Annotated in this window: 18 protein-coding genes; 6 read left to right on the forward strand and 12 right to left on the reverse strand. The window is 33.3% G+C overall.

Going from position 1 to position 24,597, the window contains the following annotated elements; genetic code table 11:
• Positions 1 to 9 precede the first annotated feature (9 nt).
• On the reverse strand, positions 10 to 3,456 hold the full coding sequence (locus tag BLW23_RS18295; protein WP_093672573.1) for a methylmalonyl-CoA mutase family protein: 3,447 nt from the start codon (positions 3,454 to 3,456) through the stop codon (positions 10 to 12).
• 733 nt (positions 3,457 to 4,189) lie between these two features.
• On the opposite strand from BLW23_RS18295, the gene BLW23_RS18305 reads away from it, so the two are divergent.
• Complete coding sequence (locus BLW23_RS18305) at positions 4,190 to 4,720, forward strand: DUF4136 domain-containing protein (RefSeq protein ID WP_093672577.1); 531 nt, start codon at positions 4,190 to 4,192, stop codon at positions 4,718 to 4,720.
• A gap of 120 nt (positions 4,721 to 4,840) precedes the next feature.
• On the opposite strand, the gene BLW23_RS18310 is transcribed toward BLW23_RS18305, so the two are convergent.
• The 5 genes from BLW23_RS18310 to BLW23_RS18320 form a co-directional block, all read right to left on the reverse strand.
• Positions 4,841 to 5,065, reverse strand: a complete 225-nt coding sequence (locus tag BLW23_RS18310; RefSeq protein WP_093672579.1) for a hypothetical protein — start codon at positions 5,063 to 5,065, stop codon at positions 4,841 to 4,843.
• Between the two features lie 283 nt (positions 5,066 to 5,348).
• Positions 5,349 to 5,510, reverse strand: coding sequence for a hypothetical protein (locus tag BLW23_RS23335; protein ID WP_176829866.1), 162 nt, complete (start codon positions 5,508 to 5,510; stop codon positions 5,349 to 5,351).
• 10 nt (positions 5,511 to 5,520) lie between these two features.
• Positions 5,521 to 8,331, reverse strand: a complete 2,811-nt coding sequence (locus BLW23_RS18315; RefSeq protein ID WP_093672581.1) for a lamin tail domain-containing protein — start codon at positions 8,329 to 8,331, stop codon at positions 5,521 to 5,523.
• 261 nt (positions 8,332 to 8,592) lie between these two features.
• Entirely contained in the window at positions 8,593 to 8,757 is a 165-nt protein-coding gene (locus BLW23_RS23340) for a hypothetical protein (RefSeq protein WP_176829879.1), read from the reverse strand.
• An 18-nt stretch (positions 8,758 to 8,775) separates the two neighbouring features.
• Positions 8,776 to 13,011: a T9SS type A sorting domain-containing protein gene (locus tag BLW23_RS18320; RefSeq protein ID WP_093672583.1), complete on the reverse strand. Its 4,236-nt coding sequence runs from the start codon at positions 13,009 to 13,011 to the stop codon at positions 8,776 to 8,778.
• Between the two features lie 167 nt (positions 13,012 to 13,178).
• Between BLW23_RS18320 and BLW23_RS18325 the strand changes: the two genes are divergently transcribed.
• The gene (locus tag BLW23_RS18325; protein WP_093672585.1) at positions 13,179 to 14,162 is read left to right on the forward strand and encodes an SAM-dependent methyltransferase; all 984 of its coding nucleotides are present in this window, start codon (positions 13,179 to 13,181) and stop codon (positions 14,160 to 14,162) included.
• 30 nt (positions 14,163 to 14,192) lie between these two features.
• Here the strand turns inward: BLW23_RS18325 and BLW23_RS18330 are convergent, their stop codons facing one another.
• From BLW23_RS18330 to trkA, 4 genes are all read right to left on the reverse strand, one after another.
• Positions 14,193 to 14,747, reverse strand: coding sequence for a phage tail protein (locus tag BLW23_RS18330; protein WP_176829880.1), 555 nt, complete (start codon positions 14,745 to 14,747; stop codon positions 14,193 to 14,195).
• 22 nt (positions 14,748 to 14,769) lie between these two features.
• Positions 14,770 to 15,324 carry a phage tail protein gene (locus BLW23_RS18335; RefSeq protein ID WP_093672589.1) on the reverse strand — a complete coding sequence of 185 codons (555 nt, stop codon included), beginning with the start codon at positions 15,322 to 15,324 and terminating at the stop codon, positions 14,770 to 14,772.
• Positions 15,325 to 15,558: 234 nt separating this feature from the next.
• Positions 15,559 to 17,058, reverse strand: a complete 1,500-nt coding sequence (locus BLW23_RS18340) for a TrkH family potassium uptake protein (RefSeq protein WP_093672591.1) — start codon at positions 17,056 to 17,058, stop codon at positions 15,559 to 15,561.
• Positions 17,059 to 18,405: a Trk system potassium transporter TrkA gene (trkA, locus tag BLW23_RS18345; RefSeq protein WP_093672593.1), complete on the reverse strand. Its 1,347-nt coding sequence runs from the start codon at positions 18,403 to 18,405 to the stop codon at positions 17,059 to 17,061.
• Between the two features lie 98 nt (positions 18,406 to 18,503).
• On the opposite strand from trkA, the gene radC reads away from it, so the two are divergent.
• The 3 genes from radC to BLW23_RS18360 all read left to right on the forward strand — a co-directional run bounded on the left by radC (position 18,504) and on the right by BLW23_RS18360 (position 21,425).
• Positions 18,504 to 19,190 (forward strand): RadC family protein, encoded by a 687-nt coding sequence (gene radC, locus BLW23_RS18350; RefSeq protein WP_093672595.1) that lies wholly within the window; start codon positions 18,504 to 18,506, stop codon positions 19,188 to 19,190.
• Positions 19,191 to 19,275: 85 nt separating this feature from the next.
• Positions 19,276 to 20,520 (forward strand): polysaccharide deacetylase family protein, encoded by a 1,245-nt coding sequence (locus BLW23_RS18355; protein WP_255362828.1) that lies wholly within the window; start codon positions 19,276 to 19,278, stop codon positions 20,518 to 20,520.
• On the forward strand, positions 20,520 to 21,425 hold the full coding sequence (locus tag BLW23_RS18360) for a hypothetical protein (RefSeq protein ID WP_093672599.1): 906 nt from the start codon (positions 20,520 to 20,522) through the stop codon (positions 21,423 to 21,425). The genes BLW23_RS18355 and BLW23_RS18360 overlap by 1 nt, the downstream gene beginning before the upstream one ends.
• Here BLW23_RS18360 and BLW23_RS18365 read toward each other — a convergent pair.
• Together BLW23_RS18365 and BLW23_RS18370 are read right to left on the reverse strand one after the other, a co-directional pair.
• The gene (locus BLW23_RS18365) at positions 21,415 to 22,671 is read right to left on the reverse strand and encodes an MATE family efflux transporter (RefSeq protein ID WP_093672601.1); all 1,257 of its coding nucleotides are present in this window, start codon (positions 22,669 to 22,671) and stop codon (positions 21,415 to 21,417) included. The genes BLW23_RS18360 and BLW23_RS18365 overlap by 11 nt on opposite strands.
• The gene (locus BLW23_RS18370) at positions 22,658 to 23,794 is read right to left on the reverse strand and encodes a glycosyltransferase family 4 protein (protein WP_093672603.1); all 1,137 of its coding nucleotides are present in this window, start codon (positions 23,792 to 23,794) and stop codon (positions 22,658 to 22,660) included. Before BLW23_RS18370 ends, BLW23_RS18365 begins: the two co-directional genes overlap by 14 nt.
• Before the next feature lie 62 nt (positions 23,795 to 23,856).
• On the opposite strand from BLW23_RS18370, the gene BLW23_RS18375 reads away from it, so the two are divergent.
• Positions 23,857 to 24,537 carry a YjjG family noncanonical pyrimidine nucleotidase gene (locus BLW23_RS18375; RefSeq protein WP_093672605.1) on the forward strand — a complete coding sequence of 227 codons (681 nt, stop codon included), beginning with the start codon at positions 23,857 to 23,859 and terminating at the stop codon, positions 24,535 to 24,537.
• The last annotated feature ends 60 nt before the right edge of the window (positions 24,538 to 24,597 follow it).

The following is a 24,597-nucleotide window of genomic DNA, read 5'->3' on the forward strand; positions in this document are numbered from 1 at the left end:
TTTATTTGGTTACATATTTCTTCTATATTGACCACCTACTTCAAACAAAGCAGAGGTAATCTCTCCTAATGAACAAACTTTGGTTGCATCCATTAGTTTTTCAAAGATATTTTCATTCTGAACGGCTGCTTCTTGAATAGACTTTAATTGGTTGATAACCTCTTGCTTATTCGCTTCATTCAGGTTTTCTTTCGTTTTAATTTGGAACTGTTTTTCTTCTTCAGTAGCTCTAATTACTTCTTGTGGAGTAACCGTTGGAGAACCTTTAGAACTTAAGAAGGTGTTTACACCAATAATAGGGAATTCTCCCGTATGCTTTAATGTTTCATAGTATAAACTTTCTTCTTGGATTTTAGAACGTTGATACATGGTTTCCATTGCACCTAACACACCGCCACGTTCAGTAATTCTATCAAATTCAGTAAGAACCGCTTCTTCAACTAAGTCAGTTAGTTCTTCTATAATAAATGAACCTTGAATTGGATTTTCATTTTTAGCTAAACCAAGTTCCTTGTTTATGATCAATTGAATAGCCATGGCACGACGCACAGACTCTTCCGTTGGTGTTGTAATCGCTTCATCATATGCATTTGTATGAAGTGAGTTACAATTATCGTAAATGGCATATAAGGCTTGTAATGTAGTTCTAATATCGTTAAAGTCAATTTCCTGAGCATGTAATGAGCGTCCAGAAGTTTGAATATGATATTTTAACATTTGAGCTCTTGGGTTTGCACCGTATTTATATTTTAATGCTTTTGCCCAAATTTTACGAGCAACTCTACCAATTACGGCATATTCTGGATCAATTCCATTTGAGAAGAAGAAAGATAAATTTGGTCCAAATTTATTAATATCCATTCCTCTTGATAAGTAATACTCTACATAGGTAAATCCGTTAGCTAAAGTTAATGCTAACTGAGTAATTGGATTCGCACCAGCTTCTGCAATATGGTATCCAGAAATAGAAACAGAATAAAAGTTTCTCACATTTTTCTCAATAAAATACTGCTGAACATCTCCCATTAATCGAAGAGCGAATTCAGTAGAGAAAATACAAGTATTTTGAGCTTGATCTTCTTTTAATATATCAGCTTGTACCGTTCCACGGACTTGGGCGAGCGTAGCTGTTTTAATTTCATGATAAACCTCAGTCGGTAAAACTTGATCTCCAGTAAGTCCTAAAAGCAATAATCCTAATCCGTCATTTCCTTCAGGAAGCTCTCCATTATATTGCGGTCTGTCAACTCCTTTATCATCATATAATTCTTGAAGTTTAGTTTCTACATCCGCTTCAAGGCTATGTTCTTTAATATATTTTTCACAATTCTGATCAATAGCTGCATTCATAAAGAAACCTAACAGCATTGGTGCAGGACCATTAATAGTCATTGAAACAGAAGTCATAGCATGACTAAGGTCAAAACCAGAATAAAGTTTCTTCGCATCATCTAAACAGCAAATAGAAACACCAGCATTTCCAATCTTCCCGTAAATATCTGGTCTATGTCCTGGATCATTACCATACAAAGTAACAGAATCAAAAGCTGTAGATAATCGCTTGGCGGGCATTCCTAAACTTACGTAATGAAAACGTCTGTTAGTACGTTCTGGACCACCTTCTCCAGCAAACATTCTCGTAGGGTCTTCACCAGTTCTCTTAAACGGATACAAACCTGAAGCATAAGGAAATTCACCAGGAACATTTTCTTGTAAATTCCATCGAAGTAAATCGCCCCAAGCTTTATATTTTGGTAAGGCTACTTTTGGTATATCTGAATGAGAAAGAGACTTCGTATGTGTTTCAATCTTTATTTCCTTATCACGAACTTTAAATGTGTATACTGGATCTTTATATTTTTTTACTTTAGTATCCCAATTTAAAATGATTTCCCAATTGTAAGGATCTAAATTCATTTTAACTCGATCAAACTCTTTAATCAATAAAGACAAAAATTGTTTATCGTCATCATTTTTAGCATAGGCTAAAATTTCTTCTTCATTAATTCCAGATTTATCAATGTAAGATGTGTTCGTTTGATTGATATTACCAACTGAAAAAATTGTTTGATAAATTCCATAAAGCTTTTGAGCTACTTTTTCTTGATCATCAACTTTTTTGTCATAAGCTCTATTATTTTCAGCAATTTCAGATAAATATCGTGTTCTAGCTGGAGGAATTACGAAGATTTTTTCAGACATTTCTTTCGTAATTTCAAAAGTAGATTGTAAATCTACTCCTGTTTTTTCAACCACCTTGTCCATAATCGCTTTATATAGCGAGTTCATTCCAGGATCATTGAATTGAGAGGCAATAGTTCCAAATACAGGCATTTCATCCATGGGAATATCCCAAAGATTATTATTACGCATGTATTGTTTTTTAACATCTCTTAAAGCATCTAGCGCACCTCTTTTATCGAATTTATTAATAGCTACTAAGTCTGCAAAATCTAGCATATCAATCTTCTCTAACTGCGTAGCTGCACCAAATTCTGGTGTCATTACATATAACGACGCGTCAGAATGTTCAATGATCTCTGTATCAGATTGGCCAATACCAGAAGTTTCTAGGATTATTAAATCAAACTCGGCAGCTTTTAATACTTCAACAGCTTCATTTACATATTTAGATAAAGCTAAATTAGATTGACGTGTCGCAAGAGATCGCATATAAACACGAGAATCATTAATAGCGTTCATACGAATACGATCACCTAATAACGCTCCTCCAGTTTTACGTTTTGAAGGGTCAACCGAAACTAATCCGACAGTTTTATTAGGAAAGTCTACTAAAAAACGTCTTACTAATTCATCAACAAGACTAGACTTACCAGCTCCACCGGTACCTGTAATTCCTAATACTGGAGTTTTTGAGTTTTTATTTTTTTCATGAATTGTATCAAGAGTCGGCTTGGCTATTTCAGGAAAGTTTTCGGCTGAAGATATAATTCGAGCAATACTTCCTATTTCTTTTTTATCAAGAGAATCAATTTCACCATTTAAAGTATCACCTATAGGAAAGTCAGATCTTTGAACCAAATCATTAATCATTCCTTGTAAACCTAAGGAGCGACCGTCATCCGGAGAGTATATACGAGTAATTCCATATTCCATTAATTCTTTGATCTCTTCAGGAAGAATTACTCCACCTCCACCACCGAAAATCTTAATATGCTCTGCTCCTTTTTCTTTCAGCAAATCATACATATATTTAAAATACTCATTATGTCCACCTTGATAAGATGTTAGCGCAATGGCATTAGCATCTTCTTGAATTGCGCAATTCACAACTTCTTCAACACTTCTATCATGTCCAAGATGAATTACTTCAACCCCAGTTGATTGAATAATTCTTCTCATAATATTAATAGCTGCGTCGTGGCCATCAAATAAAGATGCCGCAGTTACAATTCTTACTTTGTATTTAGGTTTATAAGGAGTTATTTGTTCCATTCGTAATTTAGGTTGAATAATAGGTCTGCAATTTACGGAAAACTTAAAAAAAAACAGGTTTTTATGAAAATTATATATAATTAATAAAAGACCAAAATTTTCTGTTATTCAGGTAATTAAGATTTCCTTCGTTTAAATAAGCTTCTTTTTCAAAACTTATATTCTTGTAAGCCAATGCAGTATTTTGGTATTTAACTAATTTAAAAAACCATTCTAAAACATAGAAAACAAAGAAAAAAACGACTAAGGTTTCTTGTTGCTGTTTTAAATGAATTTGTTCATGGTTAATCAGAAAAATATCTTTCTTTAGTTCATCTTTCTTTAAAAAAATAAAGGGATAGATAGCAAGACCAACAAAACCGTTGGGTACAAGATATTTTGAAATAAGTATCACGCGCCAAAAGTACTTATAATTTGCGAGTAATGTGATTCTTAAACATTAAAATTTCCGTTGAATTAAGTAAATAATGGAACAATCATGAAATTATTTTTTTGGCATGTTTATTGATGTGTTTTTAGTGCATTTAAACGTTCTTTTTTTTGGTTTTTATCAAGAAATGATTGTTTTGTTGTATATTATGTAAAAGAAGTTGTTGTGTAGGAAAATTTGTGTTTTTAAATACCTGCTACGAAAGACTTCCGAAATTAGATCAATGATTGTCTAACAGTTTCTGATGAAGTTTGTGTAATTAATTGAGAATTTTCAATCAGAAACCCTTTAAATATATAAAAGATGAAACTATTAAAGTTACTTTTCATACCGGTTATAGCATTGCTGTTTACTTCATGCAGTACAGTAAGAGTATCTACTGATTACGATACCAAAGCAGACTTTTCAAGATATAAAACATTTGCATTTTATAAAACAGGAATTGATAAGGCTCCAATTAATGATTTGGATAAAAAACGAATTTTAAGAGCAGTAGAAGCAGAATTGTTAGCTAAAGGAATGACGAAATCGTCAGCTCCTGATGTGTTAATAAGCTTATTTACGAAATCAAGAGAAAGAATTAATGTTAACGATAACAGGTTTGGAGGTTTTTGGTACCCTTGGTATTATGGTGCGAATCCAGTGACAGTATCTCAATATACTGAAGGTACTTTGTTTATAGATTTGTTGGATGCCGGAAACAAAGAGTTAGTTTGGCAAGGTGTTGGAACAGGTGCACTTACTATGAGAAATGTCGAGAAAAGAGAAGAAAGAATCAAAGAATTTGTAAATAAAATAATGGCTAAATATCCTCCAGGGAGCCAACAACGATAATGTGTTTTTTTATATAAGGGGATGAAAGAGGGGTTATGACTAAGGTCAGACTCCTCTTTCCGTTTATAAAGAAACCATCTCGTATTGTTGAAAGAAACTAAACGAAGTTGATATAGATTTTTATACGTTCTCTAAAATCCATTCTTTTAAATCTTGAATATTCTTAAAGATTAAGTTTATAGAATAATCAACAGAGTCAATATGTATTTCAGAATACCTATTAGCCATTACTGCAATGAATTTTCCTTTTGTTGGGTGGGTGAAATTATAATGCATTGCGTTTAGGAACGAATCATAACCAATGTTTTCAAACGATAATTTTTTTAAGGTTAAATCAGTAATCATAACTATATATTTTTAATTAATTATTTAAGGGGTATTATTTTAAACTATAGAATAGTTTATAGAAAATGAACATACATCAAAGTTACTATTATTCTTAATGAAAAAAGCAGCAGCATAGATGAAGACTCCTCGTTCGTAAGTTTATTGAAGGAGTTTTATAGATAACAAGTTTAACGGTATCTAAATGAGGTGATTAGTATAGAATAATATAAAAACTAAGTTTATAGAGAAAAGAGCCCGATATTAAATCGGGCTCTAAACATGTACTTTAAGTAATTATATATTAAAAGTCTTCCCCAGGCGCTTCTGGACTTTGGGCTTGAGCTTTTTTAGGACTCAGTAAAATATAGGTTCCTAATGCCGTAAGAGCAGTGTATTTACTGTAAATGCCTATTTTCTTTAAGGCTTCTTTTCGTGATATATTTTTGTTGTCTTCTTGTTTCATTTTCATTCAATTAATTAATAACTATTTTCTTGTTAATTTTTTCAGATGGAGAGTTTATTTCTATTAAGTAAACACCTGTTGATAGTTTGGGAATAGAAATTATTGAATTTCCATTGGAGCTAAACTTAGAACTCATAATTTTTTTTCCAACAATAGAGTAGATGGTTAATGAAGCTTTTTCTACTTGCAATCCGTTAATAGTAATGGAATTATTTGCAGACTTGTAAATACTAATATTATTCAACGATTCGGATGAGTTAATACCTAATACATCTCTTGACGTATGAACGTAAAATTGTCCGATTCCATGAGCGTTTTCGTTTAAAACAACTGAATAACTTTGTTCAGATAAATCTGTTAAAACCTCATTAACTCTATCCTCCAATATTATTTTAACATCTGTTGGAAAGTTTAATGTATTGGCAGAAAAAGTAATATTTCCCGTCTGGAAATTAAGACCAACAGGAATTACTATGGTTTCATAACTGTTATTAGGTAAGGTTTGAATGGCTAATTGTTTTCCTTCATTATCAGAAACTAGCTGAGTGAAAACTGCCATATCAGAAGAATCTTCGCTAAACATTGAGGAATCATATCCATTGTCAAAACCTGTAGTTTTATCATCTATATAAAAAACCTTCGTAGATTTTTGCTTACCATGTCCATTAATGAATAGCTCAAAAGCGGGAAGGAGAGATTCGGAACTTCTCATAAAAGTATCAGTGGTTTGATGGCTTTGATTTGAAGAACTAAATATTACGGAGCCATTTCTCGAGGCTTCAAGAAAGAAACCTTGACCAGGTGCTAATTCAATTGGAGAGGCCGCATTATAAGTTATGTATTGAGTTCCATCCCACAACCATATTGTTTCTTCTGATAATATTCCTGAATTCTCAGTAGTAAATGTTGCTGAATTTACATAAGAAGTGAAAGGGTTGCCAACTAGGTTAAAATTACTTGTATTTTGAGTAATAGGATAACTTATATTATCTACGTTTAGGCTCCCTGTAAAGGAAATAAATCCTGAAGAATTAAGTTTTACAGAAATACCTTGACCTGATACTAAACCTCCAGTAGAAGAGGAAGTTTGGTAGTCCCATGCCGTTCCATCATTGTTATATGGAGCTATACCTATATTGGTGCCTGTTCCAGAAGCAAATGAGTTATTGCTAATTAAATCTTCAATGGTTTCTCCTGAAACAGGTGGGGAAACTAAATGCCAGTTTGTGTTGGGTAAATTTCTTTTATAGGTAATAAGTCCAGTAACAGGGGCGTTGGCTATTAATGAGGTGCCAGAACTCATCTGTATTGAACTTACCGTTACTTCAGTTGATATTGTTGGATAATTAGTTAGTCCTTCAGGTATTATAACATTCGAAATTGAATTAGGAATACTGTCATCGAGCCAGTTGGAGGAAGTATTCCAATCATTATTCGTAGCTCCGATCCATTTTATATTTGGTGAAAAAGAGATGTTAGTTGTGTTATCTCGTCCTGGAGAGAAAAGAATTGGATTTGTAGAAATATGAGAATGATCTACGAAGGTTCCGTTGATATCATCATTTCTTGCGATTGATTGGTTATTACCAGCGGAAGAATATATTTCTGTAAGTATGAGAGTATCATTTTCGTCCCTAATAGTAATAGTATCTCCGCTATTATTTAAACTTAAAAAACCACTTGAAGCAACCTGAACCAAACCAGGAACCGTTACAGGAGTTCCCGCTCCAAAAACGACAATGGTTTGTTCTTTTGGAATAATAGTTCCATAAGGAAAGGTATGTCGAACTTTCGTAGCATCGGCCAGAATCCAATTAGATATATCTAAATCAGACCCGCTAGTATTGTATATCTCCACGAATTCATCATCTGCCGTATCTATTTGTCCATCACCGTTAGCGTCTCCATTTGAGGAATCAGGATCTGCATGAATTTCATTTATGACCAATGCTTGATCGTCATCCAATAAGGATATGGTATGTTGAGAAATTGAAACATCGGCATTTCCATCAGAAATAGTTAGACTTAAAACAATGGTTTCATTTTCTATGTCTGTATCATTATTAATATCAATGGAAACATTTTGAGTACTATTACTGTTAAAAGTTAAGGAAGTTGTGTTTAATGAATAGTCGTTAGTTTCCGCAGTGCTGCTTTCATGAACCGATATGTCTATTATTATAGTTGAAGTGTAATTAATCATACTAATTGGTACAACGGTGTTAAATGAAGTATTAATTTCTGTTTCTGAACTGAGACTGGAATCAAAACCAATTGTTGGATTTGTGGAAGAGTGAGAAGTCCAAATAATATCGTCAATAGCAATACGGTTATCTCCTCCATTGTTATCTCCTCCTGTTTCGTTGGCAATACGAAGAATAAAATCTCCAGAGACATTAATATTGTTAATTGAAGCGGTTGTAGAGGACGAGTTTTCATCTCCATTATAAGTTACCATTCCAACCTCTGAATTATTTACATAAATGGTTAATGTACCCGTATCACTTCCAGAGAAAAATTGTTTGAAAGTTAAGGTAATAGATCCAATACCTTTTGAAATTGTGCCCGATTCAACATAGGTGTTTGCAACATCGTCGTTCAGACCAATGGCCGTTCCGTTAATATCAGCTCCCGATGTTCGAGAGTTTGTGGCTGTCCAAATAGAGCCGTCATTACCTGTCCAGGTTCTTGTTTTATACCGAGTAGAAGAACTAGTATCGGTGTTATCGAAGGTTTCTTGACCTTGTCCGTAAGATGAGCGCATGCATAAAACTGTTAGCATAGCACATAAAATCATCTTATAAAAATAGATTTTTTTCATAGACTTTTTTTATGAGATTTTTAAATAAAAATATGTGTTGGAGTGTTTAATTTACCTTTAGAAAAAAGATAAAGTATTCAAATCCATAGCATTGCTTAAAAGTATAAAAAAAATCTATTATAAAATGGTTTTTTTAGTTTTTTTTTTGAGTTTTAAGTTCAGATAATCAAGGGTTTATATGAGGTTTTTAATCACAAATCGTATTAAATGTAAAAACCTCAAGATTTCTCTTGAGGTTTTTGCGTTTTATGAAGTCAGTATTTAGAAGTCTTCTCCTGGTGCTTCAGGGCTTTGTGCCTGTGCTTTTTTAGGATTTAATAATAAATACGTACCTAATGCGGTTAACGCGGTGTATTTACCATAATTCCCGATTTTTTTAAGAGCTTCTTTACGTGAAATATCTGTATTGTTGCTTTGTTTTTTCATCTGTACTTAAAATTGTAATTACTCAATAATAATTTTCTTACTTACTTTTCCTAAATCAGAACCAACTTCTACTAAATAAATTCCAGTTGGTAAATTCGGGATAGAAACATTCGTAGTTCCATTAGAACTAAACTTAGTGTTCATAATTTTCTTTCCAACAACTGAATATAAAACTAAACTTCCTTTTTCAGTTTGTAATCCAGCAACAGTAATAGTACTATTAGAAGACTTGTAAACACTTACATTGTTTAATGATTGTGTTGGGTCATTACTTAAAACTTGACGGGTAGTATGTATATAAAATTGCCCAATTCCATCAATACTTTCGTTTAAAGTAATTGAATAATCTTGTTCAGATAAATCAGTGAAAGTTTCATTAACTCTATCTTCTAAGAAAACTTTAATATCAGTAGGAAGGTTTAATGCATTTGCAGAGAACGTTATGTCTCCATCTTTTGCTTTGACCCCGATAGGAATAATCATAGTTTCAAAATCACTATTAGGTAATGTTTGAATCGCTAATTTATTTCCTTCGTTATTGGTAATTAATTCAGTATATATTTTTAAATCAGATGTATCTTCACTAAATAGTTTAGAATCATAACCGTTGTCAAAAGAAGTAGTCTTTCCATCTACATAAAATACTTTAGTAGATTTTTTCTCGTTTTGTCTGTCAACAAATAACTCAAAAGTTGGATGAGAGCTTTCAGAGCTTCTCATAAAAGTATCAGTTGTTTGATGACTCTGGTTTGAAGTAGCAAATGTTACATTAGCATTTCCTGAAGCTTCAACAAAAAATCCTTGACCTGGAGCTAACTCAATAGGAGATACAGCATTATATGTAGTATATTGAGTTCCATCCCATAGCCATAAAGTCTCTTCGGTAAGTACACTTGTGTTCGTTGAAGCAAACGTTGAAGAGTTCACAAAAGAGGTAAATGGGTTTCCTAATAAGTTGAAACTAGTTCTTGTACCTGTAGTAATTGGAGTAACTACATTTGAGGTATTTAATGTTCCTGTAGTTGTTAAGTCACCAGAAGCAGCCAATTTAACTGAAATACCAATCCCATTTGCAATGGTTCCTGTTTGTCCTGCTTGTGCGTAAAGCCAAGCTGGTCCTGTAACATTACTATAGTATCCTAAGCCTAAATTCGGACCAGTACCGGTAGCGAACGTATGATTTGCTAGCACGTCTTCAAGAGTTTCTCCAGAAACAGGAGAAGAAACTAAATACCAATTCGTAGTTGGCAGGTTTCTGTTATAAGTAATACTACCAGTTACAGAAGCTTGAGCAATAAAAGAGGCACCGTTATTAAGGGTTATACTATTAACTGTTACCGCTGATGTAGCTGTCGGATAATTCATTAAACCGTTAGGGATAGTTATATCTCCTCCAGTGTGAGGAACTATATTATTGTTCCAGTTAGAAGCATTACTCCAGTTATTATCAACATTTCCAGTCCAAGTGTAAGTGCCATAAAATATTTCTATATTAAAAGTTGATGAATTTGGACAAGTTCCTGAAGTAGTATATGTAACCGTATAGGTTCCTGGAGTCGAAGCTGAAACATCGATAGCTCCAGTACCCGCATTAATACTTAACCCAGCCGTTGAAGAGAATGAACCTCCTGCAAGACCAGTAATATTAGGTGTTGGATCGGTATCTTCTGTGGTATATGCAGCAGCACTATAATTAAAAGAAGCATCATCTAAAGCATTAATGGTAACGCTAGTTGTAGATGAGTTCGGACAAGTTCCTGTCGTTGTATATGTAACTGTATAGGTTCCTGGAGTCGAAGCTGAAACATCGATAGCTCCAGTACCCGCGTTAATACTTAATCCAGCCGTTGAAGAGAATGAACCTCCAGCTAAACCTGTAATATTTGGAGTTGGATCAGAAGCGTCAACACAATATGCAGCGGCACTATAGTTAAAAGAAGCATCATCTAAAGCATTAATGGTAACGCTAGCAGTCGATGAGTTCGGACAAGTTCCTGCCGTTGTATATGTAACGGTATAGGTTCCAGGAGTAGAAGCTGAAACATCGATAGCTCCAGTACCCGCGTTAATACTTAATCCAGCCGTTGAAGAGAATGAACCTCCAGCTAAACCAGTAATTGTTGGAGAAGGATCAGAGGCATCTACGCAATAAGCTGAAGCACTATAGTTGAATGAAGCGTCATCTAAAGCATTAATAGTAACACTAGCGGTCGATGAATTCGGACATGTTCCAGCGGTTGTATATGTAACCGTATAGGTTCCTGGAGTCGAAGCTGAAACATCAATAGTTCCATTCGAAGCAATGCTTAAACCAGCAGTTGAAGAGAATGAACCTCCAGCTAAACCAGTAATAGTTGGCGAAGGATTAGAAGCGTCAACACAATAAGCAGCCGCACTATAGTTAAAAGAAGCATCATCTAAAGCATTAATAGTAATGCTAGCAGTTGATGAGTTCGGACAAGTTCCTGTCGTTGTATATGTAACCGTATAAGTTCCTGGAGTAGAAGCAGAAACATCGATAGCTCCAGTACCCGCATTAATACTTAATCCAGCTGTAGATGAGAATGAACCTCCTGCTAAACCAGTAATAGTTGGCGAAGGATCAGAAGCATCTGTACAATATGCAGCAGCACTATAGTTAAAAGAAGCATCATCTAAAGCATTAATAGTAACACTAGTTGTTGATGAGTTCGGACAAGTTCCTGTCGTTGTATATGTAACCGTATAGGTTCCTGGAGTAGAAGCAGAAACATCGATAGCTCCAGTACCCGCATTAATACTTAATCCAGCTGTAGATGAGAATGAACCTCCTGCTAAACCAGTAATAGTTGGCGAAGGATCAGAAGCATCTGTACAATATGCAGCAGCACTATAGTTAAAAGAAGCATCATCTAAAGCATTAATAGTAACACTAGTTGTTGATGAGTTCGGACAAGTTCCTGTCGTTGTATATGTAACCGTATAGGTTCCTGGAGTCGAAGCTGAAACATCGATAGCTCCAGTACCCGCGTTAATACTTAATCCAGCCGTTGAAGAGAATGAACCTCCAGCTAAACCATTAATAGTTGGCGAAGGATCAGAAGCGTCAATACAATATGCAGCCGCACTATAGTTAAAAGAAGCATCATCTAAAGCATTAATAGTAACACTAGTTGTTGATGAGTTCGGACAAGTTCCTGTCGTTGTATATGTTACGGTATAAGTACCTGGAGTAGAAGCTGAAACATCGATAGCTCCAGTACCCGCATTAATACTTAATCCAGCTGTAGATGAGAATGAACCTCCTGCTAAACCAGTAATAGTTGGTGAAGGGTCAGCAGCATTCACACAATAACTTGAAGCACTATAGTTAAATGAAGCATCGTCTAAATTATTTACGGTAACCGTTACCGTACCACAACTCCCAGGAGTTACACAGCCACCCTCACCACGGATATAATAAGTCGTAGTGGTTGTTGGACTTACATTAAAAGTACCTGTTGCAGTTGTTCCTATTTGTGTTCCTCCACATGATCCTGTATAAATATGCCAATTGGTAGCGTCATTGAGGCTACCTGTAATATTTAAGTTGGTGTTTCCTCCAGTACAAATAGGTGAAGTTGTTGCAGCGACCGTTGGTACGTCAGGATCGGTACAGGTAGGAGCTACATCCCATCTAAATGCATCAAGAGCCAAATATTCAGCATTATTAGTTGTTTGTATCGTAATTTCATCAACTGCTGTATTCGAATTGTCGCTTCCACCTTCAGTGGTTAAATCGATTAGTGTAAAACCATTATTTGGAGTAATAGTAACAATATTGGAGAAACCTGAACTTTTATTAACAGTATAAACAGTTCCTCCATTTTTTTTCCCCGTAACGGTAAGGGTAGTTGTTGGATTTGCATTTACTTGTACATTAGAAACAAATAAATAAAAGCTTTTAACGGTGATATCTGTTCCATCAGTAGTTTTTACTGTGAATGAAGAACCATTTCCAGTGGCACTTACGTCAGAGTTATCGATGAACTTATGATCTGAAGTAGAACCATTCCATCCAGCGTTTGTAGCATTAAAAATGTCGTAAATATGCCCTGATCCATCGACTATAGTAAATTGTTGACCATTATTGGTAAAAGTTTTGGTACCAACTGTTTCGTCCTCGAAATCCTCTGTTGTCTGTGATACACAGGGGAGTGTAAATAAACAGAGTATTGCCAAAAAGGCTATTCTAAACCTTTTTGAATAGTAAAAATAAGTAGTTTTTTGTTTCATGATATTTCAGTTAAGTTTGAAATCAAATATAGCTTAAATATGACAAAATTAGACTCTTAAGTTTTATCTATAAAAGTAGATGTCATGAGCGCATGAATATTGTGCATTAGAGTAATAGATTTAGGAATAAAATTAGTTTTAAAACCTTAATTTCGTAAAAAAAAGTAATGTTAAATAATATAGTGTCGAGCATCTTAAGCGCTAAAACGGCTGAGGAATCCGAAATAGCAGCAACGAATTTATATGTCTTTTATGAACAGCTTGCAGAAGAGCTTTTGTTGGATCCAAATATAAATACCCCTACTGAAGTAGGAGGAGGTTTAGCATTATCTCCAGAACATGCTATAGACTGTATTTTGGATTATATTAGAACCGTGAAGTTTCTAAAGGGGATCTATACTTCGGTTTTAGATTTGGGAGAAAAATTTAAAGGTGAGGTGATCGAAATATTATACGCTGGAAGTGGTCCATATGGAACATTAATAGTTCCGCTATTGTCAAAGTTTACGAATAAAGAGATAAGTGTTACGGTTGTAGATATTCATGAAAACTCAATAAATTCATTAAAACGAATTGTTGAGTATTTAGGCTTCGAGCAACATATAAAAGAATATGTAATTGATGACGCAACGAAGATGGAGGTTGATAAAAAGTGGCATATAATTATTTCGGAGACTATGGATAAGGCACTTACAAAGGAACCACAAGTGGCAATTACTTGTAATTTGGTTAAGCAACTTGTTGATGGAGGGGTTTTTATACCGGAAAGAATTTCATTGGCTGGAGGAACTTCTTTTTTAGCAGAAGAAAAGCAATTTGGAAGATTAAAAAGAAAGGAAGAACGAGAAGTGAAATTTGATGACAAGGAATTTTTATTTTGTATAGATAAAAATATTCTTGGAAAAAATAAGAAGTTTGCTTATGAATCAGAATGGATATCTGTTGAAGATAACTATGTAAGAAACCCTGATATTTGTATTTATACTGAAATAAATGTATATAATGGCATAACGATAAATAGTGGTGAGTCATTTATCACTAATCCTTATTGTGTAAAATCATTATACGCAGTAAAAGGGAATAATTATAAGTTGTTTTATAAAGGGATTGAAAAAGTGCCATTTTGGACTATAAAAGATTCATCCAATTAAAATTCCTTTATAATTGGATGAATTAAGTTGTTAATTTCTACTTGGGTATTCACCAAAAAGGGCAATAATATAATTTATAGCGAGAAAAGGTTGTCTGTTCTCGTGCGATAAATTACCTCCTGTATTGCCTATAGTTACAGAACTTTGATTTAAAGTTGTATCTGGAGTAATTTGATTAAAACCAAAGGTAGTATTAAAAGAACGTCCACTTGGAGCTCCCGGAGTAGCAATAGAACTGCTCTGGGTGGCTTGTGCTTGAGTTGCGTCTTCTGAACTTACCCTTAGTGCATTGGCATGTGTATGACTAGGTATTTGAAGTACATTCAATGTAACGGTTTCAACTCCACCTCTTTGTCCTAGTTGGTAGTTTGATAAACCAGGGCCGTTTCTTGGGCCTATTGGTGCTCTACCTCTTAAATCTGGTAAGCCAAAACTTGATCTTCCATCTCCTCCATAGGTGGTTCCTAAAATTGAAAATAACGCTGTGTTTGATGAAATAGCTAATAATTGTCCATCACAGAAAGCCCAACCTCTTGGGGCAAAGTTTCCTGCGAACATCATAATTTGTCCTATTAGTGGATTCATTATTTTAAGATTTTATGTTAATTTAGTTTCTGCTAGGAAAAATACCTTGCATTGCAATTATATAATTCAAAGCTAAAAGCGGTTGTCTGTTTTCATGAGCTTGACTTCCTCCAGTATTACCAATAATAACAGAATTTGTATTTAAGTTTGTGTCTGGAGTAGTTTGATTAAAGCCATAGGTTGAATTAAAACTACGACCGCTAGGCGCTCCTGGGGTACCAATAGAAGTTCCTTGAGTAGCTTGTGCCTGTGTGGCATTCTCTGAACTTACTCGGAGTGCATTTGTATGAGTGTGACTTGGTATTTCCGTTGTGTTTAATGTAACAGTTTCAAGCCCGGCTCTTTGTCCTAGTCTATAATTTGATAGCCCAGGGCCGTTTCTTGGGCCTATTGGTGCTCTACCTCTTAAATCTGGTAAAGCAAAAGTACTTCTTCCGTCGCCACCATAAGTGGTTCCTAAAAGAGAAAATAAAGCTTGATTAGAAGCAATTGGCAAAAGTTGTCCGTCGCAAAATGCCCAACCCCTTGGGGCAAAGTTGCCTGCAAATAAAATTATTTGCGCTAACATTGGATCCATAATTATTAGATTTAGTAGTTATTGTTTTGAATTTTGGTTATCAGTAAATTAATACTCTTGTGGATGTTAAAAATATTAACTACGTCAAAAAATATTTTGTTTTCTTACGTACAAAGTTACTTTTTTTGAGCAAGGGAGAGCCTTATTTTAGCATGAGCGCGTTGTTTTTAGGTGTGAGTGTATCTTTTCTTGGAACGAAAGTTGGTTTTTGTGTCTAAAGTACTGGTAGTCAGTTTAGTTTTTTCTCCAGAAGAAAGGGGTTAACAGAATTAAAACAGTGAATAATTCTAAACGACCAATAAGCATTAAAAATGAACAAAACCATTTGGCTCCAGTGGATAAATGAGAGAAGTTGTCTACTGGACTAACGCTTCCAATAGCAGGACCAATATTTCCTAAGGAAGAAGCACAAGCGCCTAGAGCAGATTTAATATCAAGACCGAAAAAAGCCAAAATGACGGTACCAACTATAAAGATTAGCATGTATAAAATAAAAAAGGAAAGTATATTAAATACAATAGATTGACTTACTGCTTTCCCATCATATCTTACGGGAATAATGGCGTTCGGGTGTAAAGATTTTTTGAATTCTAAAAAACTGTTTTTTAGCATCACAATATGTCTTACTATTTTTACTCCACCAGAAGTTGATCCAGCCGAACCACCTACAAAAAATAATGAAAAAAAGATACCCGTAACAAAGAAGCTCCACATGGTAAAGTCTGCTGAGACAAAACCAGTAGTAGTAACCACAGAGATAACAGAAAATAGAGAATGTCTAACAGCACTTTCCATTTTTCCATAAATCATGGGATGGTGTATTGAGGTTTGTAAATTAGTATCAGGAAAGAAAATAATGGCAACAGCAATAATCAATGAAATACCAAGAATACTGAACATATAATATTTAAATTCTTCATTGCGCAACACTTTATTTACTTCACCTTTGAGTGCATAATAGGTTAGTACGAAGTTAGTACCAGCAACGAACATGAAAAAGATAATAATATATTGAATGAAAGGCATACCATTCCAGTGTGCAATACTTGCATTTTTCGTAGAGAAACCACCGGTACTTACAGTTGCCATGGAATGATTGATGGCATCAAACCAAGTCATACCAGCCAATTTTAACAATAAAAATTCAACTACAGTTAAAAGGACATAGATTAACCACAGTCTTTTTGCGGTATCCGTGATTCTAGGGTGTAGTTTGTCGGCCGAAGGTCCTGGGGCTTCCGCCATAAAAAGTTGCATCCCTCCAATACCTAATAAAGGTAAAATTGCAATGGTTAAAACAATAATTCCCATTCCCCCAATCCAGTGAGTGGCACTACGCCAAAAAAGAATTCCTTTAGGCATAGACTCAATGTCTTTCAAAATAGAAGAGCCTGTAGTAGAGTACCCAGAAATAGTTTCAAAGAAAGCGTCAGTCACTGAAGGAATTGAACCCGTTAGTAAATAAGGAAGCATTCCTGTTGAGGTTAGCATAAGCCAACCGAGAGTAACGATTAAGTATCCTTCTTTGGTTTGAATATTTTTAGAAGTTGGTTTATTAAAGAAAAATAACAAAGCTCCTAAAGTAATGGTAATAATACCCGCATTTAAAATACCTAGAGCTTGGTCTTCTTCAAAGTATACACTAAAAGGAACAGCCATCCACATGAATAAACCGTTTAAAATAGCCGTAATTCCTAAAAAGCGGTAAATGATTTTAAAATTTAGATTTTCCATCTAATTAAATAAGTCTTCAACAGTTGATATTGCTTCAGGTAAACAGAAAACGATGGCTTTATCTCCACTTTGTAATTGAAAATCGCCAAAAGACATTAACGCTTTTCCGTCTCTAATTACACCTCCAATAATAGCTTCTCTTGGGAATTTTAATTCTTTTATAATTTTTCTTGTAACTTTTGCGTTAGGTTGAACTTCAAATTCGAATACTTCCGCATCAACATTATGTAGGTTTGCTAATGCAAGGATTTCACCCTTACGGATGTGACGGAAAATATTACTTGCAGCAATTAATTTTTTATTGATTAAGGTGTCAATACCAATGGTTTGCGATATATTGATATAATCCATGTTTTCAACAAGCGCCACTGTCTTTTTTACACCTTTAGATTTAGCAACTAAACAAGACATTATATTCGTTTCAGAATCGCCTGTAACAGCAACAAAGGCATCCATTTCACGGATGTTTTCTTCTTCAAGTAATTCCAAATCTCTTCCATCTCCATAAATTACAAGAGTATGTCGTAATTCTTCTGCTAGTTGAAAAGCTTTCTCTTTATTTTTTTCAATAAGTTTTACCTTGAAGTCGTCCTTGCAAAGCTTCCTAGCCGTTTTTCTTCCAACTCTACTACCACCAAGAATCATTACGTTTTTTATATCGATATGTTCTTTACCAATAATTTCATATAGCTTGTTAATGCTATAACTAGGTACAGAAAAATAAACTTGATCATTTAATTTGTAAGTAGAATCCCCTCTTGGAATAATTGTTTGAGCAACACCTTCACGCTTAATGGCGATGGTAATGAAATCGACTAAACAAAATTTATCCTTTGCTTCTTTAACCGTTAAATCTAAAATAGGAGATTTATAGCCTAAGGTTGTTCCCATAACATTGAAAACCCCATTTTCAAAGGCAACAGTGTCATTAAAAGAAGATTGATTCAATAATAGTTTAATTTCTTTGGCAGCCAACTCTTCCGGTGAAATCATAAAATCGACCCCAAAACCTTTAAAATTGACAATTTCATTACTTAAAAATTCAGGGTTACTAATTCGAGCAATGGTTTTTTTAGCACCCAAAGCTTTTCCTATAACCGAGATCGTAAAATTGGTGTTTTGACTGTCGGTAACCGCCAAGAGCAGGTCTGTGTTGTCAATTCCAATTTCTTTTAAGAGGTTTATAGAAGTTGCATCGCCTTTTTTGGCAATAACATCTAAATGATTGTTTATGTAATTAAGTTTATCTCCATCGAAATCGATGATGTACGTATCTTGCGACTCGTAAGATAACAATTTAGCCAAATGAAAGCCTACATCTCCGGCTCCGGCTATGATTATTTTCATATCAAAAAATAAAAAAAGATAGCATACAAAGATACTGGACTTGTTTCGGTTGTGCAAAAAATGAGTTATATTTATGAAAAATTAAATGAATTGCATAAATGGAAAAGGTATCTATAAAATCATGGGCACTTGATGACAGGCCTCGTGAAAAAATGTTGTTAAAAGGTAAAGAATCTCTTTCTGATGCTGAACTTATAGCCATCTTAATAGGTTCTGGAAATAGAGAAGAAAGTGCTGTAGATTTAGCCAAAAGAATTTTAAGGTATGTCAATAATAATTTGAATAAACTTACAAAGCTATCAATAGAAGAACTGATGCAGTTTAAGGGAATTGGAAATGTAAAAGCCATAACTATCGTTACTGCCCTTGAATTTGGGAAAAGAAGACAGTTTGAAGATAAACAAGTATTATCTAAAATAACAAGTTCCAGCGAAGTAATGTCAATAATGAGTCCAGTATTATATGATTTAGATCATGAGGAGTTTTGGGTATTGTATTTAAATAATGCCAATAAAGTTATTTCTAAGCAGCAAGTAAGTAAGGGAGGTTTAACAGCAACATTGGTGGACGTTCGTATTATATTCAAAAAAGCTATGGAGTTAAATTCAGTTGGAATTATTCTCTGTCATAATCATCCTTCAGGAAAACTGAAACCAAGTAAAGCAGATATTGAATTGACTAACAAAGTTAAAATGGCATCTTCAACTCTCGATATAAAACTACTCGACCATTTAATAATAAGTGAAAAAACGTATTTTAGCTTTGCAGATGAAGGAATCCTATAGGTTTCTTACTTAGATAAAAACGACGATGCTTTTAATATATACTCATAAATTAACTCCAAGAATCCGATATATATTCAAACATATATTGACAAGGACGTTACAAATTCCTATTGATTTTACAATGAAAGTGGAAGAATTTGTAGCCCACAATGGTCCCAAGTTTTCATATACAAAGGTGGCTTTAGGTAAGGAGTTTTTTGTGAAAAGTCACGAATTACTGTTTCAACAAGGAATTAAAGACATTGAAGTAACAATGGGGAAATGGAAGGTAGCTCCATGTTTTTTTTTACAAGGAGAAAAGTCTGATATTCCTTTTGATATATTTTCGGCGAGCTTTTATCTAATATCAAGATATGAAGAGTATCTGCCTCACATTAAGGATAAATTTGGGCGATTTAGGGCTGAAGAGAGTCTTGCGCATAAAAACGGTTTTTTAGAGAAACCCGTTATTGATATCTGGGCATATCAGTTTTTAGCTGAGTTAAAAAATAGGTTTCCTGATTATGACTATAAGAAACGTTCTTATCAATACATTTCTACTGTTGATGTAGATAATGCGTATGCTTATAAATACAAAAGTTTTGTTAGAACCGTTGGAGGTTTTCTAAAAGATGCGTACCAAGTAAAGATTTTTAATTTATGGGATCGATTTGCAGTTCGATTTAATATTAAAAAAGATCCTTTTGATACGTTTCAAAAGATTATTGACTTCAAAAAAGAACTGGATGTAAGAACCATTTTTTTCTTTTTAATAGGAGACTACACGTCTTATGACACGAACGTTTCTGCATCTAAATCAAAGTTTAAATTGTTGATAAAAGATATGGTCGATTATGCTAGGGTAGGACTGCACCCTTCTTATTACACCATGAAAAATGCAGAAATGTTGAAAAAAGAAAAAGAACGATTGGAAGCAATAACCAACATTCCGGTCATTCGATCTCGTCAGCATTATTTACGATTTACCTTACCAGATACTTATCAGAAGTTAATTGATTTAGAAATTGCTGAAGACTACTCTATGGGATACGCCAGTATGGCAGGTTTTAGGGCAAGTACTTGCACACCTTTTTATTTTTATGATATTGATTTTGAAATTCAAACACCTCTAAAAGTATTTCCGTTTGCTGTTATGGATACTACTCTTAACGATTATATGAAACTAACACCCAAGAGAGCATTGGGTAAAATTAGAGACTTAAAAAATGAAGTAAAAAGAGTTAATGGAGTGTTTATTACTCTATTTCATAATGAAAGTTTAAGTGGTTATCAGCGATGGCGGGGATGGAGTAGATTGTATGGTTCGATGTTAAAAATTGTAAAGGGTTGATGATATCTTATTTAGAAAGAGGAGACTTAAATTTAGAGAAATATGATGATTGTATTGAAAATGCTATTCAATATAATGTTTTTGGGTATTCTTGGTATTTAGATGTTATATGCGAGCAATGGGGAGCATATGTTTTAAATGATTATGAGGCGGTGATGCCAATACCATGGAGAAGGAAAATGTTTGTTAAATATGTTCATCCTCCTCTTTGGTTAATTCATCTCGGAATTTATTCAAAGCAAATTGAAGATGAAAATGAATTTTTAATAGAGGTTTTTGATGATTTTAGATTTGTTGAATTGAGAATGAATAGTAAAAATTCATTTAATATGTTTGAGAAGTTTCAGAAGGAAAAACAAGTTCAAATTTTATCACTTAAAGACGATTATGAAATTATTAGAAGTAGGTATAATAGAAATCGGAAAAGAGAACTTCAAAAATCAATAGACTTCGATTTAACAGAAAATTGGGGAGGTAATACTTCAAAGTTTATTGAATTGTTTAGGAATAATGTGGGAAAGAGAGTTTATAAAATAAAAGAATCTGATTATCAGAATTTAGATATATTGATGCAGATATGTATTCAAAAAAAAGTGGGTGAATTACTGCTGATTTATGATAAGAGCAATAATTTGGTGTCTGGAGCCTTCTTTTTAAAACAAAAAAATAGAGTGACTGAATTAGTGTGTTCTTCAGATTTTAAGAATAGAAAAAACGGAGCTAACACATTTATGAATGATAGAGCCATTTATAAATATCAGAAAAACTTTGATGTTTTTGATTTTGGAGGATCATCAATGAAAAATATTGCTACGTATTATAAAAGTTTTGGAGCAAAAGATGAAAACTATATTCAATTGGTATATAATAACTTGCCAAAACTTTTAAAACTATTTAAAGGCTAGTATACTTTTTGTAAAAATGGAAAAAACCTATACATGAGGCGATACCTGTGAACCAAAGTAAGGTTGCAGAGGTAATGGCAGCACCTTTAATACCTAATATTGGAATTAATAAATAGTTTGACGCTATATTTAAAATAATAGCAATTACCATTATGTAATAGTTGAATTTAGCTTTTCCTATTGATGATAACAAGTTTCCAAAAAGACCTCTTAATATTAAAATACCAATAATACCAATGCTTACTATAGTGAAGCTATCAGTGTAAATTGTGAATGAAGAGTGAAAAAAATTGAGTAAACTTTCACCTAAAGAAATAACAATAAAAATAAAAAGAAGGCTAACAATTGTAAATAAAAGAATATAGCTTTTTATATAGCTGAAAACATAATCTTTATCCCTAATGTTTTCTGTTAATGAAACAAAATCCGTGGCAATAAACACTCTTGGTAAAAAAAGAATACTATATGGAATGAGAGTAATATATCGAAATGCCGTCACCTTTTCGGGTAATTCCATAATGTTCCCGATAAGTAAAATATCTATAGAAAATAATAGGAGCGTAGCCACATTTGAAAGCCCTGCAAAAAAACCATATTTCCAAAATTCTCTGTTAATGAAATGAGGGCGAGTGTTAGTATTGCCTGTAAAAAAGGTGTTTAAGTAAAATAATAAGAGTAGTGTTGGAGTAATAATTAAGGCTAGTATATAACCGATTTCTTGAAGAAAGTAGCTTAGAGAAACGACGATTAGTATGAGTGAAAAATTGTAGCTAATATCAATGAATGCGTACGATTTATTTTTATGAGCTAGCCTTGCTTTCGTTTTTAAAGCTTCAATTAAAAAGGAAGGGGCAAAGACCAATGACATAATACTTATATATATTCCTGAATTATTGAATTCGAAAGGAATAATAAAACCACAAATAGCAGTAATTAAAGTTAAAATAAACGATGCTATCAACCCTTTTTTAATAATATAAGAAAATAGAAAATCACCATTAGAAGAGTTTTCTGGAAGTGCACCATATCGAATATAACTTTGATGCAATCCTAATCCTATGAGAGGCATAAGAAAAGAAATTATATTCCAAGAATATAATACTTCTCCCAGTTCTTTATTTGGGATTAGTTGTAAGGTAATCCAAGAAGTAAGGAACGATAAGACACGGGAAAATATTGTGGCGAAAAAAATATAACCTCCTGATCTATTTAAAAACCCCGATATGTAGTTTTTAAGATAGTCCATTTATTGCTTTTCGGTAAAGTAAATCAAATTGATTTGCAATGCTTTTTTTACTGAAATTATTGACTGCATAGTTATGCATGCTATTTTTATCGGATGGAAACGAATCATAAACTCTGAGTAAAGCATTTGTTAAAGATTCTATATCTTTAGGTTTTATGAGTACGCCAAAATCTTTGGGGAAATATTCAGATATTCCGCCAACATTAGTACTAATTACTGGTGTGCCGCATGAAAAACTTTCTAAAATTACACAAGGCAAATTTTCATAATTACTGAAAAGAACAAATACATGCGCTTTGCTTATTTGTAAAGCAATTTCTTTATGAGTTTGATGACCCAAAAGCTTTACATTTTGAGTCAATTCTAAATTTTCTATTTCTTCTTTATATTGCACCGAATTATCACCGATTAATAAAAATTGAAATTTATGAACCTTTAAAGAAAACTCTTTAATCGCATTTAAAATTCCTGAGATATTCTTGTGAGCGTTATTCATACTAGATGCGTGAATAATTGTAAAAATTTCTTGTTTTTGTCTATCCGGTTTAAATATGCCACAGTCAACCACATTCGGAACTTTATAATAATTTCCTTTAAAGCCCAAGGAAATCATGGAATCTTGTAAATTATCAGAAACAGGACATATAAAACTTGCTTTTTTAGCGATATGTTTTGAGAAGTAACGTTCAATTTTACTGATATTAATGGCTAAAGCAGAATGATACCCAGTCCAATGCTCTGAAATGATATAGGGCTTTTTTAAAAACATTTTTAAGTACAGGGCAAAAAGTCCAAAAGGATAGAGTTTATTTACATGAACGACATCATAGTTACCAATTTTATGTAATAACAACTTGAAAGCTTTTTTAAATAGAAATACTTTTTTTATTGGGTTTTTGACTGTTTTTAAATAAGCTATGTGAGTTTCAATATTATTGATAGTTGTTGTTTTTATTTCGATATCCTTTTTAAGTGAATCATCAGAAATAATATGTAAAACAGAGACAGCGTTATATTCTCCTACTGCTTCGGCATGGCGTTGAATAAAGTCGCCATTATTCGGTAAAATTCGTGAGGGGTACCAACCACATAGAAATAGTATATGAAGCTTCTTTTTTACCAATAGTTTATATTAAATTTATGCTAAAATAGCTTTTTAAATTATAAAAACTTTAAATTTGACGCATGACTAATGTAAAACATCTTTTTTTTGATTTAGACCATACTTTATGGGATTTTGAAACAAATTCTGAGTTAACATTTAAGCAAATATTTAAAGAACAAAATATTGCTATTGGTTTTTCAGAGTTTTTTAAAATCTACTCGCCAATAAACATGAAGTATTGGAGATCATACAGAGATAATAATATTAGTAAAGAAGAGTTACGATATAAAAGATTAAGAGAAACTTTTGATAATTTAGATTTTGAAATTTCCGATGAATTGATAAATATTATAGCCAAAGATTATATTGATTATTTACCTAATTATAGCAATCTACTAGAAGGAGCAATAGAAGTTTTGGAATATTTGAAATCGAAATATGTACTTCATATTATTACCAATGGATTTGAAGAGGTTCAAAGGCAAAAACTTGAAAAATCTGAGATATCACATTATTTTGATGTTATCGTAACTTCCGAATGTGTTGGAGTTAAAAAACCAAACCCAAAAGTATTTGAATATGCTATGGAAAAAGCGAAGGCTGGAGCTAACGAATCTGTTATGATTGGTGATAGTTTTGAAGCAGATGTACTTGGGGCTATGCAAGTAGGAATGAAGGCGATTCATCTTGTAGAGGGAAAAAACGATTCAACTGAATTTATTGCTGTGAAATCATTACATGAAATAAAACAATATTTGTAGAATATCGTTAACTTATAGGGGAGAAATAGAATTTTAGGGGAGAAATACGTTCAAACTTGT

Source organism: Tenacibaculum sp. MAR_2009_124 (assembly GCF_900105455.1).
In the GTDB taxonomy this organism is placed as follows: Bacteria; Bacteroidota; Bacteroidia; order Flavobacteriales; family Flavobacteriaceae; genus Polaribacter.

Coding starts and splice junctions, on each gene's coding strand:
- BLW23_RS18295 (WP_093672573.1), bottom strand. CDS start 3,456: ATGGAACAAATAACTCCTTATAAACCTAAATACAAAGTAAGAATTGTA.
- BLW23_RS18305 (WP_093672577.1), top strand. CDS start 4,190: ATGAAACTATTAAAGTTACTTTTCATACCGGTTATAGCATTGCTGTTT.
- BLW23_RS18310 (WP_093672579.1), bottom strand. CDS start 5,065: ATGATTACTGATTTAACCTTAAAAAAATTATCGTTTGAAAACATTGGT.
- BLW23_RS23335 (WP_176829866.1), bottom strand. CDS start 5,510: ATGAAACAAGAAGACAACAAAAATATATCACGAAAAGAAGCCTTAAAG.
- BLW23_RS18315 (WP_093672581.1), bottom strand. CDS start 8,331: ATGAAAAAAATCTATTTTTATAAGATGATTTTATGTGCTATGCTAACA.
- BLW23_RS23340 (WP_176829879.1), bottom strand. CDS start 8,757: ATGAAAAAACAAAGCAACAATACAGATATTTCACGTAAAGAAGCTCTT.
- BLW23_RS18320 (WP_093672583.1), bottom strand. CDS start 13,011: ATGAAACAAAAAACTACTTATTTTTACTATTCAAAAAGGTTTAGAATA.
- BLW23_RS18325 (WP_093672585.1), top strand. CDS start 13,179: ATGTTAAATAATATAGTGTCGAGCATCTTAAGCGCTAAAACGGCTGAG.
- BLW23_RS18330 (WP_176829880.1), bottom strand. CDS start 14,747: ATGAATCCACTAATAGGACAAATTATGATGTTCGCAGGAAACTTTGCC.
- BLW23_RS18335 (WP_093672589.1), bottom strand. CDS start 15,324: ATGGATCCAATGTTAGCGCAAATAATTTTATTTGCAGGCAACTTTGCC.
- BLW23_RS18340 (WP_093672591.1), bottom strand. CDS start 17,058: ATGGAAAATCTAAATTTTAAAATCATTTACCGCTTTTTAGGAATTACG.
- trkA (WP_093672593.1), bottom strand. CDS start 18,405: ATGAAAATAATCATAGCCGGAGCCGGAGATGTAGGCTTTCATTTGGCT.
- radC (WP_093672595.1), top strand. CDS start 18,504: ATGGAAAAGGTATCTATAAAATCATGGGCACTTGATGACAGGCCTCGT.
- BLW23_RS18360 (WP_093672599.1), top strand. CDS start 20,520: ATGATATCTTATTTAGAAAGAGGAGACTTAAATTTAGAGAAATATGAT.
- BLW23_RS18365 (WP_093672601.1), bottom strand. CDS start 22,671: ATGGACTATCTTAAAAACTACATATCGGGGTTTTTAAATAGATCAGGA.
- BLW23_RS18375 (WP_093672605.1), top strand. CDS start 23,857: ATGACTAATGTAAAACATCTTTTTTTTGATTTAGACCATACTTTATGG.